The sequence below is a fragment of the Labrys sp. E2SS-1L genome (assembly GCF_057073705.1).
This window is the reverse complement of the sequence record NZ_CP172712.1, coordinates 1519768-1535076: the sequence shown is the minus strand read 5'-3', so window position 1 is coordinate 1535076 and position 15309 is coordinate 1519768. Positions and strand designations below refer to the sequence as shown.

The following is a 15309-nucleotide window of genomic DNA, read 5'->3' as shown; positions in this document are numbered from 1 at the left end:
CGCCCTTCGCTCAATCGCGGCGCGCGAGGACGGCAGCCGGACCGCGCACCGCCAGCCCGATCAGTTCGCCACGCGCATTCTCAGCCAGGAGTTCGACGCCATCCAGCCCGGCCCGATCCGCCCGCAACCGCCAGCGCCCGACGGCGCCGGCACGCAGATGCAGGTGGAAATCGGGCTGCATGACGTTGATGAAACCCATGGCCGGCTTGACCGCCTCGACACTGCCGGACCAGGCCTGCCTGAGGCCATCACGGCGCAACTCGATGGTCACGGGCACACCGGCGCAGCGAGCCACCTCGAAGGGAATTGCGCCCGGATCGCCTTCGGCCACCTCCGCCCGCGCCGCGGGTTCGACGGGCTCCGCCGCTTCTGCGGCCATGCCGCGCAGCCCGGCAATGCCGGCATCGAAAGGCTCGAGCCCGTCGAGGCCCACCAGGCTGAACCGTACGCCGCCATCCTTGCCATGAAAGTCGAGGCGCGGCAGCACCTTGTCCTTCATGCGGCTGGAGCGGTCGAGGATGACGGCGCCGAGCCCGGTCGTGTCGATATCGGCGTCGTGCGCCACCCCTGCCAGCCGCAGGGCCAGGCCGGAGCGTTCGATCCTGTCGACCGGCCCCATGCGCTCGTGGGTGGCCCCGCCCCCGCTGGCTGTGAGCATCACGCGGCCGAGACGTCCCGCCACCTCCAGGACGTCGGCGGCATGGTGCAGCAGGCGTTCGCGCTGCAATCGTTGCTGGCTCATGACGGATCCTCAAAAGGTGATGTTGGCGCCGAGCTTGAAGGTGCGGCCGGCGGCGGTCTGCAGTTCGAGCGGATTGGAGAAGGCGACGCTCGAGCTGGCCGTCCGGCTGTAACTGCCAGGCAGCGGCCAGCGGAAATAGCGGGTATCGGCGATGTTGAGGATGCCGGCCCGCAGCGTGATGTTCTCGGTCGGTTTCCAACTGCCCAGCAGATCGAACACGGCATAGCCGCCGGGCTTGAAGATGTCGGGGGTGCTGGTGCGGCTGACCTTGGAGGCGAAGGTGCCGATCATTTCGACTTCCAGCCCCTGTTCCGGCTTGGTCCAGCGCAGGCTGGCGACGGCCGTGAGGGGGCTGGCGCCGTTGAACGGGGTCCAGGGGGCGTCGCGCGTCGTCTTCTGGTTGCCGTGCTGGTAGGTGAGGCTGAAGCTCGACCCCCAGTTTTCGGCCCATTGCACCTCGGCGGAGCCTTCGATGCCGGTCAGCCGGACCTTGGCGCGATTGGCCCAGGTATAGTCTACCCCTGACCCCGAACTGGCCGGGATCTCCACGAAATTCTGGATGAAGTTGGTGTAGTCGGCATGGAAGGCCGACAGGGAGAAATAGCCCCAGCCGTAGCGCCCGCGCAGCCCCGCCTCGAAGGAGCGGACCCGCTCCGGCTTCAACTCCGGCGCCGGCACGAGATTGTTGTCCGGCAGGCCCGAGGAGGAGCCGGTATAGAGCTGCTCGGCATTGGGCATGCGGAAGCCCTCTGCATAGAGGCCGTACACCGAATAGGTCTCATTGAGCTTGTAGATGATGCCGAGCTTCTTGGTCAGCGCCGATTCCTCGCGCTGCCTGAGCACATAGCCGGGTACCGGCTGATAGTCGGACTTGGGCTTGGGCGTGATCTGGTTCCAGGAATAGCGCAGCGCCGGCGTGATCAGCAGCTTGCCGTCCAGCAGGCTGATCTCGTCCTGCACGAAGGCGTCGAGCCGCTTGGTGTTGGAATCGGCGAAGTTCCAGGTGTAGGGCACGACGGTGGCGTTGGAGACCGGCACGCCGCCCGGGGTGAACACCCGCGTAGTGCGATTGCGGACATAGTCGGTGTAGCCATATTCGCCGTCGAAGCCCCAGACCAGCTTGTGATCACTGCGCCCGAGCTTGAAGGACGAATCGATCTGCAGGCCGGCCTGCAGGAAGCGTTGCCCGAACTCGGTGACATTGTCCTGATATTGCTGATTGCCGTTGGCGAGGGTGCGGTGTTCGCGGCTGGTGACCTCGCGGCGCTGCGGCGACCAGGTGATGTTCCAGCGTATCTGGTCGGCGAAGGCGTATTCGGGCTTCCACAGGCCGTCGAGCGCGATGCGGTAGCGCGTCAATTCCTGGCTTCCCGTCCAGGAATGGATAAAGGGCAGTTGCGGCGGATTGGGATTGGCGGGCGTGCGCACCGTGGTGGGGCCGCGATTGTAGAGGGAGTCGACATCCCTGTTGCGGTCGAAGATCTCGCCGGTCAGCTTGAGCTCCAGTGATTCGGTGGGCCGCCAGACGATCTTGGCGAGGAAGTTCTGCCCGAGTTCATCCAGCGGGTTGAAGCTGCCGCAATCGATGGCGCCATATTCGACCCAGCGGGGGCAACCATAGCGGCCACCATCGGCCCGGGCGCGCGAGAGCTTGGCTTCGCTCGCCTTCTTGACCGAATATCCCAGCAGGATCTCGAGATTGGGAGAGACCCGCCAGGCTCCGAGGGCGGTATTCACCAGCGCCTTGTTGTAGCTGTCGAAATTGGTGCTCGCCTCCAGTCCCCAATTGCGCCCTTCCTTGATGATGTCGGCCGGGTCCTTGGTGGTGAAGGCGACCAGGCCGCCGACAGCATCGGTGCCATAGAGCGCCGAGGCCGGCCCCCGAATGATCTCGACCGACTTGATGAAGGGCAGGTCGACGAAATCGCGCGTGCCATCGGTGTTGCCATCGAGGATGCGCGAGCCATCGACACGCATCTGGATGCGGTTGCCGCCGACGCCGCGGATGGTGAAGCCGCCATTGCCACCGAAGGGATCCGTGCTCGAACTGTTGCGGCTCACGGTGATGCCCGGTTCGTAGCGGGTGAGATCATCGATGTCGCGCACCATATGCGACTTCAGCTCCTTGTCCGAAATCACCGTCACGGTGGCCGGGACGTCGAGAAGCTGACGCTTGGCGCGTTCCGCCACGACGGTAACCGGCTCCAGCATCACCGGTTCGTCAGTGCCGGCTGGCTCCGATGCAGCCGGAGCGGCGGGATGGTTCGGCCGCGGCCTGGCCTCCTGCGCCTGGGCCGCTATTGCACAGCCTGCCAGAAGGAGGCCAGCCGCCACAATGATCCTCGTCTCCATTACAACCCCCAAGTAAACCCCGAGGGCATAAACACGACGAAAGCAACATAAATCAACAAAAAATAATAATTCATTCCATAATTATATATATTCCAAAATACGCAGTAAAAATCAAGTCATTAAGCCCATAATTTATTCATAAAAACTCAAAACTGCACAATTTGGCATACCGTCCCATCTCCGCCCGACCCTTGATGCAAATCGGCGCCACACTTCACGGATGTTTGTCGCTGCACAGGTTTTAATTCATCTAAAATATTGATATTGAATCATTTTATGGATCAAGATAGGAGAATGGCCGCTTGCTGACAGCTTTCCTTACCGAGATATAGCGCCATGAGTATCCTGAATTCCGAGCTTCGTATCGAGACAATCCTTGGAAATGAATACTTGAATTCAATTTGCAACGACTTCGAGATGGATGAATTTCCAACCAGACGCTACGGGGAGACCGCCCAGGTCGACCTGCCACGCGGGCGAGGAAGCGCCTTTCTCGCCGCGCATCCGGGCGAATTGACGATCCGGGCCGAAGCCGCCACGGAGCAAGGCTTGTCAGCCCTCAAATTCATGCTCAGCCTGCGCCTCGAAAAGGTGGCGCAGGCCGAAAAGCCCGACCTGGTGTGGACGGGGGACGGGTGCGACCTTACCGTCCTGCCGGGCCTTCGCGAGATGCGGGTCAGTCAGGTCACCCAGGTGACACCGCTGATCCGCCGTATCACGCTTGCGGGCGAGGATCTCGAGCGCTTCACACGAGACGGCATCCATATCCGCCTGCTCATCCCGCCTGCGGGACTGGACAAGCCGGAATGGCCTCGTCCGGCCAGGAACGGGCGCCGTATCTGGCCATCGGAGGGACGCCGGCCGACGCAACGCCTCTACACGATCCGGCGTATCGATGCGACAGCGGGTGAGGTCGACGTCGATTTCGTGCTGCATGGCGACGAGGGCGTCGCCTCAGGCTGGGCTGCGCGGGCAAAGCCGGGCGATATCGTCGGCATGCTCGGCCCCGGCGGCGGCGAGATCGATAACGCCGACTGGTATCTGATCGCCGGCGACGAGACGGCCATTCCCGCCATTGCCCGCATCTTCGAGGCGATGCCGGCCGAGGCACGCGGCTTCGCCCTGATCGAGGTGGCGGATGCCGGCGAGATCCAGGCCCTCGCCCCACCGGCAGGCATCGAACTCAAATGGCTCCTGAGGCAGGGGCGGCCGGCCGGCGAAAGCGACCTCCTGGCCGAAGCAGCCATCGCGGTGCAGCTTCCCTCCGAGGGCCGCTTTCAGTGCTGGCTCGGCGCGGAAGCCGAAACGGCCCGGCGGCTGCGCCACCATTGGCGCGAGGTCCTGCAGCTTCCCAAACATGCCGTCAGCGCCGTCGCCTATTGGCACCGCGGCGAGCCTGGCCACTGAAGCGGGAGGGGCGGCGCAGTTCCTCCGGAAGCTGCCTCAGCCCAGCGCCATCTTGCCGATGATGCGCATGCCGTCGCCGATATCGGCCTCGATGGCATCGCGCAGCCCCTTGGCGTCGCCCCGCTCGATGGCGGTGATGGCGCGATGATGCTGGTCGACGAGGCCGCTCATGTCGAGGTCCTCATAGACAAGGCGCATGAACGGGCCGAATTGCAGCCAGAGCGTCTCGATCAGCGGCAACAGCACCGACGAAGGCACCGCCGTGTAGATGGCGAAATGGAAGGCATGGTTGGCCCGCATATAGCCCTCGGCATCGTCTTCGGCGAGGCAACGCTCGACCTCGTCGTCATGCATCCGGATGGCGGCGAGGCGTTCGGCGTCGATGGCGGGTAGCGCCCTTTCGGCCGCCTCCCCTTCCAGCAGCATGCGCACGCGTACCAGTTCCTCGAAGCGGGCCGGCGTCATCAGGGGAACGCTGACCCGGCGCGTCGCGGTCAGGGTCAGGGCGCCCTCGGTGACCAATCGCGTCACCGCGGCCCGGACGGGCATCGGACTGACGCCGAGCATCTCGGCCAGCCCCCGCAGGGTCACGGCCCTGCCTGGGACGAACTGCCCGCCGACCAGGCCACTGCGGATCGCCGCATAGACCTTGTCATGCACGGGTGCCAGTTTGCTGGCGGGCTCGCTGCTGCTCGACTTGAGCGAACGCGACTTGGGCGAACGCGGCTTTGGCGAACTCGGCATGGGCAAAACGGACTCCATTTGACACCGCACAAATTTGTGATCACAATTAGTGCAGATGAAGGATGCGTCAAGATACGACGCATTCACAACCCCGGTGTACCATGGGATTCCAAACGCACGGCGTGAACAAACTCGCCGGCGACGCGGCTGGCTTGTCTTCGGCCCCGCAAGTCGACGTCATCGAAGTGCTGCTTCCCGACACCAACGGCATTCTCCGCGGCAAATGGCTGCCCGGCTCGGCGATCGACAAGGTCCTCAAGGACGGGGTGGCGATGCCGCAATCCATGTTCGGCCTCGACGTCTGGGGACGCGAGGTCGAGGAAACCGGCATTCATATCGAGACCGGCGACAAGGACGGCCTGTGCCGCCTGGTTCCTGGTACGCTCAAGCCGGTGCCCTGGTCCTCCCAGCCCGCCATGCAGGCGCTGATCTCGATGTATCTGCCGGATGGCCGGCCCTGGATGCTCGATCCGCGCCATATCCTCAAGGCCCAGCTCGACAAGCTCACCGCCCTCGGCCTCAAGCCCGTGGTGGCCTTCGAGCTCGAATTCTATCTGCTGCAAGGCGGCAGCAAGCCGGGCGAGACGCCCAAGACGGTATTCCACCGCGATACGGGGCCCGCTCGCCAGAACATGTATTCGATCTCCGATCTCGACACCTTCGCGCCGGTGATCCAGGAGATGCGCGAGGCCGCCAAGATCCAGGGCCTGCCGGCCGATTCGGTGATTTCGGAGGCCGCCCCCGGCCAGTTCGAGATCAATCTCTACCATCGCGACGATGCCATGGCGGCGGCCGACGATGCCGTGCTGCTGCGCCGCATGATCCAGGGCGTGGCACGCAAGCACGGCCTCGTCGCCAGCTTCATGCCCAAGCCCTATCTCGACACTGCCGGCTCGGGCATGCACATCCATGCCAGCCTCCTCGATGCCGAGGGTGCCAATGTCTTCGCCAAACCGGATACCGGCGCCGACACCCTGCGCCATGCCGTCGGCGGCATGCTGACCCATATGCCCGAGACGGCGCTGCTGTTCGTGTCGAGCTATAATGGCTTCCGCCGCCTGATGCCGGGCTCCTATGCGCCGGTTTCGCTGACCTGGGGCTACGACAACCGCTCGGTGGCGGTGCGCATCCCCAATGGCAGCCCGGCCGCCACCCGCATCGAGCACCGCATCGCCGGCGCCGACGCCAATCCCTATCTCGTCCTCGCCGCCATCCTGGCCGCCATGCATGAAGGCATGGAGAAGAAGATGCCGGCCCCCGAACCGATCATCGGCAATGCCTATGATCTCGGCGCTCCCAGGCTGTCGGGCTCGATGCAGGAGGCCGTCGCCCTGTTCCGGGCCTCGGAGTTCGCCCGCCGGCATTTCGGCGAACACTTCGCCGAAGTCTATGCGGTGATGAAGGAACTCGAATGCGCCGAGTTCGAGCGCCGCATCTCGAGCCTGGAATATGAAACCTATCTGTAGTTTCGCAGCCCCACTCCTGACCGGTAACGGACTTGCTATATAAAACGTCACCAAAAACCCTTCGGAAGGCTTGAGCAAGTTCAGCAGGGGTTCTAGCTTTCGCACGCCAGCGTCGCGTCCGGGAATGCGCGGCGCTCACCCAGAGGAGGTGTTCCCGATGTCAGCCTTCAAGAAACTGGCTCTCGCGGCCACGGCCGTGGCGTTACTCGCGGGCCAGGCCATGGCCGAGGACAAGGTCGTCAACGTCTATAACTGGTCGGATTACATTGGCCCGACCGTGCTCGAAGATTTCACCAAGGAAACCGGAATCAAGGTGGTCTACGACACCATGGATTCCAACGAAGTGCTGGAAACCAAATTGTTCGCCGGCAATTCCGGCTATGACGTCGTCTTCCCCTCCGCGACCTTCGCATCGCGCCAGATCAAGGCAGGCGTATTCCAGAAAATAGACAAGTCCAAATTGTCGAACTACAAGGAATTGTGGCCCAAGATCATGGAAAATCTTGCGGTCTACGATCCTGGAAATGAGTATCTCGTCGATTACACCTGGTTCACCACCGGCATCGCCTATAATGTCGACAAGGCCAAGGCCGTGTACGGCGACAAACCGATGAACAGCTGGGACGTGGTGTTCAAGCCCGAGAACCTCGCCAAGTTCAAGGATTGCGGCGTCTATTTCCTCGACAGCCCTGAGGACGTCCTCACCGCCGCCCTGAAATATCTCGGCAAGGAACCGGGCTCGACCGACAAGAAGGACATCGAGGCCGCCGGCAAGCTGCTCGAGGGCGTCCGCCCCTATGTGAAGAAGTTCCACTCGTCCGAATATATCAACGCGCTCGCCAATGGCGACATCTGCCTCGCCATCGGCTGGGCCGGCGACACCTATCAGGCCAAGGCGCGTGCCGAGGAAGCCAAGAACGGCGTGAAGGTCGATTATGTCGTTCCCCAGGAAGGCACGCTGATGTCGATGGACACCATGGCCATTCCCAAGGACGCCAAGCATGTCGATGCGGCTCATGCCTTCATCAACTACATGATCCGTCCCGATGTCGCGGCCAAGAATGCCGATGCCACCAAGTTCGCCTCGGGCGTGCTGGCGGCCAAGCCCTTGGTCGACAAGGCGATCACGGACAATCCGCAGATCTATCTCAACGACGACATGCTGGCCAAGACCTATACCGTGCAGCCCTACGCGGCCAAGGTGCAGACGCTGGTCACCCGCACCTGGACCCGGGTCAAGACGGGCCAGTGAGGGCGTCTTGGAGCGCGGACTTCCAGTCCGCCTCTTGCTTCACCGTCAAGTTCGGCGCTCCCAAGGGCGGACAAGATGTCCGCGCTCCGAAAAATATCCACTCCACGGCGCGGTTTCCGCGCCGTTTTCTTTTGTCCGATGAATTGATTTTGCCGGGCAATTGTCGTTCCATGCGGCCAACCAATACCAAGCCTCGAAAATGCCGATGCATTCTCGAGGCTTGGTATGAAACAACGAGGAACCGACATGCTCCCCAAGGAATTCGTGGTCGTCGATCCGCGCTTCAAGGCGCTCATCTTCGGCAATTCCCAGCTCGATAAGCTCTATACCGGCACGCGCTGGGCGGAGGGTCCGGCCTATTTTCCGGCCGGCAAATATCTGATCTGGTCGGATATCCCGAACAACCGGCTGATGCGCTATGACGAGACCGACGGCTCGGTCTCGGTCTACGACCATGACAGCCGCAACCAGAACGGCCACACCGTCGACCGCGAGGGCCGCCTGATCGCCTGCGAGCATCGCGGGCGCTGCGTCAGCCGCATCGAGCATGACGGCAGCCGCACCATCCTGGCCGACAAATATGAAGGCAAGCGCCTGAACTCGCCCAATGACGCGGTGGTGAAGTCGGACGGCTCGATCTGGTTCACCGACCCGACCTATGGCATCGATTCCGAATATGAGGGCGACGCGGCGCCCTCAGAAATCGGCGCCTCCTATGTCTATCGCATCCCCCCGCGCGGCGGGAAGCTCACGGCCGTGGCCACCGATTTCGTCAAGCCCAACGGCCTTGCCTTCTCCCCCGATGAATCCAGGCTCTACATCGTCGACACCGGCGCCACCCATGTCGAGGACGGCCCGCGCCATATCCGCGTCTTCGACGTCGGCGAGGACGGCATCACGCTCTCGGGCGGCAAGGTTTTCGCCACCTCACCGGCTGGCCTGTTCGACGGCCTGCGCGTCGACATCCACGGCAATGTCTGGACCTCGTCCGGCGAAGGCGTGATCTGCTACGCTCCCGACGGCACGCTGATCGGCAAGGTGCTCATCCCCGAAGTCGTCGCCAATGTCGAATTCGGCGGCCCCAAGCGCAACCGTCTCTATATTTGCGGCACCACGTCGCTCTATGCGGTGTATCTGAACACCCAGGGCGCCAAGCGCCCGAAGAAATAGCGCATTCTGATCTCTTGAGGAGAAACCCCTCCGCTTTGTCATAGCCGGGCTTGACCCGGCTACTCAGGAGCCGAGAGTGCAAACCCCGTTCGTTTCTGGATTGCCGGGTCAAGCCCGGCAATGACGAAGTCTGGGCATGCTTGCATGGGCCACATCGCCCTCAGGGTTCCCTGATCACCACATCATAGGCCGGCGCCTTCGTGGCGCCGGGCAGGCTGAAATGCCACCATTCCCGCGCATAATTGGCAAGGCCATTCGCGGCGAAGACGGCGACGAGGGCCTTGCGATTGGCGGCGGCCTCAGCCGACACCGCCTTGCTCGCGGTCCAGGACGTCTCGTCGAACAGGTCGAAGCCACCGCCGAAATCGAGCGGCGTGACCTGCCCGGCCGCATCGACCTGTTCTGCCGCGACATCGACGGCGATCCCCTTCGAATGGGAGGAGGCGCGGGCGACATAGCCGAGCGCGAACAGTCTCGACTTGGGCGTGCGCGGATAGAATTCGGCCTTGGTCCGCAGGTCCGCGGCATCCCTGGCCCAGGCCAGGAAATCGGCAACGGCGCGCTTGGGCCGGTAGCAATCGTAGACGACGAGCCGCCAGCGGCGCTTTTCGAGGTCGCGGGCCGTCGCGGCCAGGGCCTGCGCCGCCTCGCGCTTGAGCCAGCAGGCCGGGCTTGCATAGCCCGCGACAGGCCGGCCGACGAAATTGTGCGAACCGGCATAGCGCATGTCCTGCCGGATACCGGGCGCGACCTCGGCCAGGCGGACGAAGCCGGGCGGCAGGTCGGCGGCGTGAGCGGGGGTAGTCACAAAGACCAATGTGGCAGCCATCACTGCCAGCACCAGCGTCTTGGCATAGAACCTTCGGAATGTGACGCGACCAGCCCTCTCCAACGAAGTTGGGGAGGGTGGCCGAGCGAAGCGAGGTCGGGTGGGGTGTGGCGGGCAGCGCGTATGCCAAGCCGAGATTGCACCACCGCCCTGCCAAGCCACTAATGGCGTCGCATTGCCCACCGCACCCCATCCGTCACGACTGCGTCGTGACACCTTCCCCACTTCGTGGAGAAGGCTAGTTGCGCCTCGCCCGCCCCGACCGAAACCGTTGCATGGATCACCCGTCAATTCTGCGGCTCGCATGCGGCCTCCGGCGCCGGCCAGAGCAGGAAGACCCGGTGTTCCGGCCCGTCGACGGCCTGGAAGCTGGCATTGCCCTGCGCATCGGGATGCTCCACCTGCATGCCCGCAGCGGGAACGTCGAGTCGGATGCCCTTGGCATTCTCCGTGGCGGTGACCTTACCGCCGTCACCGTCCAGGGTGCAGGCGAACACGGCTCCCTGCTGACGGCAGCCGCCGCCCGCCCACCATTGGCGCTTGTCGCCCCGGAACCACAGGCCGACACCGATGCCCGAGCCATTGTCGGCCAGGAGACGCACGGTGATACGGGTCACGCGCTGGTCGACATGCTTGACCAGATGGGCGGTATCGTAGTCGCGGGCATAGCACAGCGACGCCTCGGCCGGCCCCGCCATCACCACCAGCCCAGCCATCACCGCGACCCCGCCGACGAACCGCCCTTTCGGGAACATTCGCACTCTCTCCCCTGCTCCATCCTGATTTCACTGGCAATGCGCGCCGGATGCAACTATCTCGACGCCATTATGGCATTGATCAAGATCTGCGGTCTCTCCACCCCCGACACGCTGGAAGCGGCTCTGGCCGCCGGCGCCGACATGGTCGGCTTCGTGTTCTTTGAGAAATCGCCCCGCCATATCGGCTATGATCTGGCGGCCCAGCTGGGTGCGCAGGTCGCGGGCCGCGCCCGCAAGACCGCCCTCTCCGTCGATGCCGACGATGCCAGGCTCGACGCCATCGTCGCCGCCCTCGCCCCCGACGGGCTGCAGCTGCATGGCAAGGAAAGTCCCGAGCGTGTAGCGGCCGTCAAGGCCCGCTACGGCCTGCCGGTCCTGAAGGCGATCGGTGTCTCAAGCGCCGCCGATCTCGAAGGGGCAGCCGCCTATCGCGGCGTGGCCGACTGGCTGCTGCTCGACGCCAAGCCCCCGAAGGACGCCGCCCATCCCGGCGGCAACGGCGTGACATTCGACTGGACGCTGCTCAAGCATCTCGACCGCACCCTGCCCTTCATGCTATCGGGCGGGCTCGATCCCGCCAATGTTGCCGAAGCCATCCGCATCAGCACCCCCGACGGGGTCGACGTCTCGTCGGGCGTCGAAGACCGGCCCGGCGTGAAGAACCCCGACAAGATCAGGGCTTTCGTGGAGAGGGCGCGCGCCTCCTTCACGTCATCCCGCTGACAACAGGCCGCAACGATGACCGAGACCCCCAAGCTCAATTCCTTCCGCAACGGACCCGATGAGCGCGGTCATTTCGGGCAGTTCGGCGGGCGCTTCGTCGCCGAGACGCTGATGCCGCTGATCCTGTCGCTGGAAGAGGCCTACAAGCAGGCCAAGGCAGACCCGGCCTTCCACAAGGAGATGGCGGGGCACCTGTCCACCTATGTCGGCCGGCCCTCGCCGCTCTATTTCGCCGAAAGGCTGACCGAGCATTTCGGCGGCGCCAAGATCTATCTCAAGCGTGAAGAGCTGAACCACACCGGCTCGCACAAGGTCAACAATGTGCTCGGCCAGATCATGCTGGCGCGTCGCATGGGCAAGCCACGCATCATCGCCGAGACCGGCGCCGGCCAGCACGGCGTCGCCACCGCCACGCTCTGCGCCCGCTTCGGCCTGAAATGCGTGGTCTATATGGGCGCCGTCGACGTCGAGCGCCAGGCGCCCAATGTCTTCCGCATGAAGATGCTCGGCGCCGAGGTCATTCCGGTGCAGTCCGGCTCCAAGACGCTCAAGGACGCCATGAACGAGGCGCTGCGCGACTGGGTCACCAATGTGCACGACACCTTCTACTGCATCGGCACCGTGGCCGGCCCCCATCCCTATCCGGGCATGGTGCGCGACTTCCAGTCGATCATCGGCCGCGAGACCCGCGAGCAGATGATGGAGGCCGAAGGGCGCCTGCCCGACAGCGTGATCGCCTGCATCGGCGGTGGTTCCAACGCCATGGGCCTGTTCCATCCCTTCCTTGACGATCCCTCCGTCGAGATCATCGGGGTGGAAGCGGCCGGGCACGGCCTCACCAGCCTGCACGCCGCCTCGATCGCCGGCGGCCGCCCCGGCGTGCTGCACGGCAACCGCACCTATCTTCTGATGGATGCCGACGGCCAGATCGAGGAAGCCCATTCCATCTCCGCCGGCCTCGACTACCCCGGCATCGGGCCGGAACATTCCTGGCTGCACGAGGTCGGCCGCGCCACCTACATGTCCGCGACGGACCAGGAGGCGCTCGACGCCTTCCAGCTGCTGTCGCGCCTGGAGGGCATCATTCCCGCGCTCGAATCGGCCCACGCCCTCGCGCGGGTGGCCGAGCTCGCACCGAAGCGGCCCAAGGATCACCTGATGGTGGTCAGCCTCTCCGGCCGCGGCGACAAGGACGTACCGCAGGTTGCCGAGATTTTGGGAACGTCGCTATGACCTCGCGCCATCCCATCCTGCCGCCCCCTGCTCCGAGCCTGTGACACCATGACCAGCCGCCTCACCGCCCGCTTCGCCGCCCTGGCCGCCGAAAAGCGCGCCGCCCTGGTGACCTTCGTCACCGCCGGCGATCCCGATATCGAGACTTCCGCCAAGATCCTTGCCGGCCTGCCGGCTGCCGGCGCCGACATCATCGAATTCGGCATGCCCTTCACCGATCCGATGGCCGACGGCCCGGCGATCCAGGCTGCGGGCCTGCGGGCCCTCAAGGCCGGCATGACGCTGACCAAGACGCTCGGCGTCATCCGCGAATTCCGCAAAAGCGACGATGCCACGCCGATCATCTTGATGGGCTATTTCAACCCGATCTACATCTATGGCGTCGAACGCTTCCTGGTCGATGCCAAGGCCGCCGGGGTCGACGGCCTGATCGTGGTCGATCTGCCGCCGGAAGAGGATGACGAGCTCTGCCTGCCGGCGCTGAAGGCCGGCATCGCCTTCATCCGCCTGGCGACGCCGACCACCGACGACAAACGCCTGCCCAAGGTGCTGCAGAACACCTCGGGCTTCGTCTATTATGTCTCGATCACCGGTATCACCGGCTCGGCCACGCCCGATTTCGGCGTGGTGGCCGGCGCCGTCGGCCGCATCAAGCAGCACACCGACCTGCCGGTCTGCGTCGGCTTCGGCGTCAAGACCGCCGAGCACGCCCGGGCCATCGCCGAGGGCGCCGACGGCGTGGTAGTGGGTTCCGCCCTGGTGGAAGCGGTACGCAGCAGCCTCGATGCCGACAACAAGGCGACGGAGAAGACGGTGCCGGCCGTGCTGGCGCTGGTCGGCGACATCGCCAAGGGCGCCCGCAGCGTCAAGAAGTAAGGCCCGCATACCTATGCCCTTCTCCCCTTGCGGGTGTCGTCAACTCTCTTGAGTTGACTAGAGGTCCCGGCAGGGAGATGAGGGGTCGCGCGCCCTCTCGGAAATGTCGAGAAACCCCTCATCCGGCACTTCGTGCCACCTTCTCCCGCAAGGGGAGAAGGGATGGGACCCGCGCGATCATCCTTTAAAACAGCTCCGGCCGCTTCAGCCGGAGCGTCTGCACCAGGGCGTAGGTCTTGAGATCGGAAAGCTCGCCGCGGTCGGCCATGGCGGCTAGATCCTTCAGCCCGATCTCGACCACTTCGATCTCTTCGTTCTCCTCCGCCAGGCCGCCGCCGGCGCCCACGCGGCTCGCCGCCGCATATTCGGCCAGGAACATGTGCATCTTCTCGGTCGAGATGCCCGGCATCACGAAGGCCGCCCCGAGCGGGACCAGGGCCTTCAGTTCCAGCCCTGCCTCCTCCATCGCCTCGCGCCGGGCGCAATCGGCCGGATCGTCCTCGTCCAGGATACCGGCCGGTGCCTCGAGCGAGGCCTCCACGCCATGTCCCTTGAGAATCGCAACGCGCAACTGGCGCACCAGCAACGCCAGCCGGCGCTCGGGATCGAAGGGCAGAACCGTCACCGCATCGCCGTGATCCTCGACGCTGCGGTGAATCACCGCGCCGCCGGGCGTGCGGGCCTTGACCATCAGCAGGCGGTTCCAGCCGTCATAAAGCAGGGCCTCGTCGAGAATCGCTGCGGCCAAGGCATTCACTCCATTCGAACTCCGCCGCAGACAAGCCCAGCAAGGTGTCAAACGCAAGGCAGAACGCCGGTTTTGCGGCGGTTTCATCAAGCTGTCGTAAGAACTGCAAATGGGCGTTGACATCGGCTCTCCGCCCCCCTAGAAGACCCCCGCGCCCAGATGGCGGAATTGGTAGACGCGCACGGTTCAGGTCCGTGTACTGCAAGGTGTGGAGGTTCGAGTCCTCTTCTGGGCACCAATTTCGGAAAGGCTCGACGTGGCTAACGACCCGTCGGGCCTTTTGCATTTCGGGGCCTCGAGACGCAGAGCATCGCTCACGCCTGGGCCCTAAGGCGTTCTGCGATTTGGTGGAATCACCAAGAATCGCAAAACGCCTTAGCCAATCCTTTGGATTGGCTTGGAAACAAAGAGTGGGAGCAAATAAGCGTTCACGCTTGAACGCGCTTTGCTCCAGGTTTCAGCTATCGTCTCGGGTTTCAGCTGTCGTCGCGCAGCCTCTCGGCCCGTTCGCGGGCTTCAGGGGGAATCGGCAGCAAGCCGGAGCCCCGCAGCATCGCCTCGATCGCCGTGTTGGCATGGTCGAGCGCGCTGCCGGCGGCATAGTCCCCGTCCAGCCAATCCGGCAATTCGTTCAGCACATTGGTGAGGCAGGCGAGCAGCATCGCCTCGTTGTCGGACAGGCTCGCCTTGATACGCTGATACTCGGCCGCGAGAACGGTCGGGTGCTCGTCATAGTCCAAGGGTCGAAATGCCATATACCGCAGCCCCGTCGCGATGTTGCAGGCCTGGCAAATTGCGTTCAGCCGCGCGCCAGAGCGTCTTGCGATTTAGCGGTGACGCCAAGAATCGCAAAACGCATCGAACCAAAGAGTGAGAGCAAACAAGCGTTTCCGTCTAAACGCGTTTTGCTCTGGAGAGCACTGGCTTATCGCGTGTGACCGCCACGTTACAAGGCTCGCGATTATCTCCGGGACAGACGGCTTTGCGCAAGGCCTGCGACGGCAGGTCC

14 protein-coding genes and 1 tRNA gene are annotated in these 15309 nt (G+C 64.1%); 8 read left to right on the top strand and 7 right to left on the bottom strand.

Features of this window, described 5'->3' with window-relative positions:
* Positions 1-10: 10 nt before the first annotated feature.
* Together ACIGJE_RS06980 and ACIGJE_RS06975 are read right to left on the bottom strand one after the other, a co-directional pair.
* Positions 11-742, bottom strand: a complete 732-nt coding sequence (locus ACIGJE_RS06980; RefSeq protein WP_415083275.1) for a hypothetical protein — start codon at positions 740-742, stop codon at positions 11-13.
* A gap of 9 nt (positions 743-751) precedes the next feature.
* Positions 752-3094: a TonB-dependent hemoglobin/transferrin/lactoferrin family receptor gene (locus ACIGJE_RS06975; RefSeq protein WP_415083274.1), complete on the bottom strand. Its 2343-nt coding sequence runs from the start codon at positions 3092-3094 to the stop codon at positions 752-754.
* A 336-nt stretch (positions 3095-3430) separates the two neighbouring features.
* Here ACIGJE_RS06975 and ACIGJE_RS06970 point away from each other — a divergent pair, with 336 nt between their 5' ends.
* Entirely contained in the window at positions 3431-4501 is a 1071-nt protein-coding gene (locus ACIGJE_RS06970) for a DUF2218 domain-containing protein (protein ID WP_483679624.1), read from the top strand.
* A gap of 36 nt (positions 4502-4537) precedes the next feature.
* Here ACIGJE_RS06970 and ACIGJE_RS06965 read toward each other — a convergent pair whose 3' ends face one another.
* Positions 4538-5245 (bottom strand): GntR family transcriptional regulator, encoded by a 708-nt coding sequence (locus ACIGJE_RS06965; protein ID WP_311943690.1) that lies wholly within the window; start codon positions 5243-5245, stop codon positions 4538-4540.
* 122 nt (positions 5246-5367) lie between these two features.
* Between ACIGJE_RS06965 and ACIGJE_RS06960 the strand changes: the two genes are divergently transcribed.
* The 3 genes from ACIGJE_RS06960 to ACIGJE_RS06950 all read left to right on the top strand — a co-directional run bounded on the left by ACIGJE_RS06960 (position 5368) and on the right by ACIGJE_RS06950 (position 9133).
* A complete protein-coding gene (locus ACIGJE_RS06960) occupies positions 5368-6711 on the top strand; it encodes a glutamine synthetase family protein (protein WP_311943688.1) in 1344 nt (447 codons plus the stop codon).
* 157 nt (positions 6712-6868) lie between these two features.
* Entirely contained in the window at positions 6869-7963 is a 1095-nt protein-coding gene (locus ACIGJE_RS06955) for a polyamine ABC transporter substrate-binding protein (RefSeq protein WP_376717763.1), read from the top strand.
* A 246-nt stretch (positions 7964-8209) separates the two neighbouring features.
* The gene (locus ACIGJE_RS06950; protein WP_311943687.1) at positions 8210-9133 is read left to right on the top strand and encodes an SMP-30/gluconolactonase/LRE family protein; all 924 of its coding nucleotides are present in this window, start codon (positions 8210-8212) and stop codon (positions 9131-9133) included.
* 160 nt (positions 9134-9293) lie between these two features.
* Here ACIGJE_RS06950 and ACIGJE_RS06945 read toward each other — a convergent pair whose 3' ends face one another.
* Positions 9294-9962, bottom strand: a complete 669-nt coding sequence (locus ACIGJE_RS06945; protein ID WP_483679621.1) for a M15 family metallopeptidase — start codon at positions 9960-9962, stop codon at positions 9294-9296.
* 287 nt (positions 9963-10249) lie between these two features.
* Positions 10250-10717: a hypothetical protein gene (locus tag ACIGJE_RS06940; RefSeq protein ID WP_483679619.1), complete on the bottom strand. Its 468-nt coding sequence runs from the start codon at positions 10715-10717 to the stop codon at positions 10250-10252.
* 72 nt (positions 10718-10789) lie between these two features.
* Between ACIGJE_RS06940 and ACIGJE_RS06935 the strand changes: the two genes are divergently transcribed.
* From ACIGJE_RS06935 to trpA, 3 genes are read left to right on the top strand one after another with little or no spacing between them, the layout of a single operon-like run.
* Positions 10790-11443: a phosphoribosylanthranilate isomerase gene (locus ACIGJE_RS06935; RefSeq protein WP_483679618.1), complete on the top strand. Its 654-nt coding sequence runs from the start codon at positions 10790-10792 to the stop codon at positions 11441-11443.
* Between the two features lie 15 nt (positions 11444-11458).
* On the top strand, positions 11459-12676 hold the full coding sequence (gene trpB, locus ACIGJE_RS06930) for a tryptophan synthase subunit beta (RefSeq protein WP_311943679.1): 1218 nt from the start codon (positions 11459-11461) through the stop codon (positions 12674-12676).
* Positions 12677-12724: 48 nt separating this feature from the next.
* The gene (gene trpA, locus ACIGJE_RS06925) at positions 12725-13552 is read left to right on the top strand and encodes a tryptophan synthase subunit alpha (protein WP_311943677.1); all 828 of its coding nucleotides are present in this window, start codon (positions 12725-12727) and stop codon (positions 13550-13552) included.
* Between the two features lie 184 nt (positions 13553-13736).
* Here the strand turns inward: trpA and ACIGJE_RS06920 are convergent, their stop codons facing one another.
* Complete coding sequence (locus tag ACIGJE_RS06920; RefSeq protein WP_437178692.1) at positions 13737-14300, bottom strand: NUDIX domain-containing protein; 564 nt, start codon at positions 14298-14300, stop codon at positions 13737-13739.
* A 153-nt stretch (positions 14301-14453) separates the two neighbouring features.
* Here ACIGJE_RS06920 and ACIGJE_RS06915 point away from each other — a divergent pair.
* A tRNA-Leu gene (locus tag ACIGJE_RS06915) sits at positions 14454-14538 on the top strand.
* A gap of 238 nt (positions 14539-14776) precedes the next feature.
* Here ACIGJE_RS06915 and ACIGJE_RS06910 read toward each other — a convergent pair.
* Positions 14777-15055 (bottom strand): hypothetical protein, encoded by a 279-nt coding sequence (locus tag ACIGJE_RS06910; RefSeq protein ID WP_146126940.1) that lies wholly within the window; start codon positions 15053-15055, stop codon positions 14777-14779.
* Positions 15056-15309 lie beyond the last annotated feature (254 nt).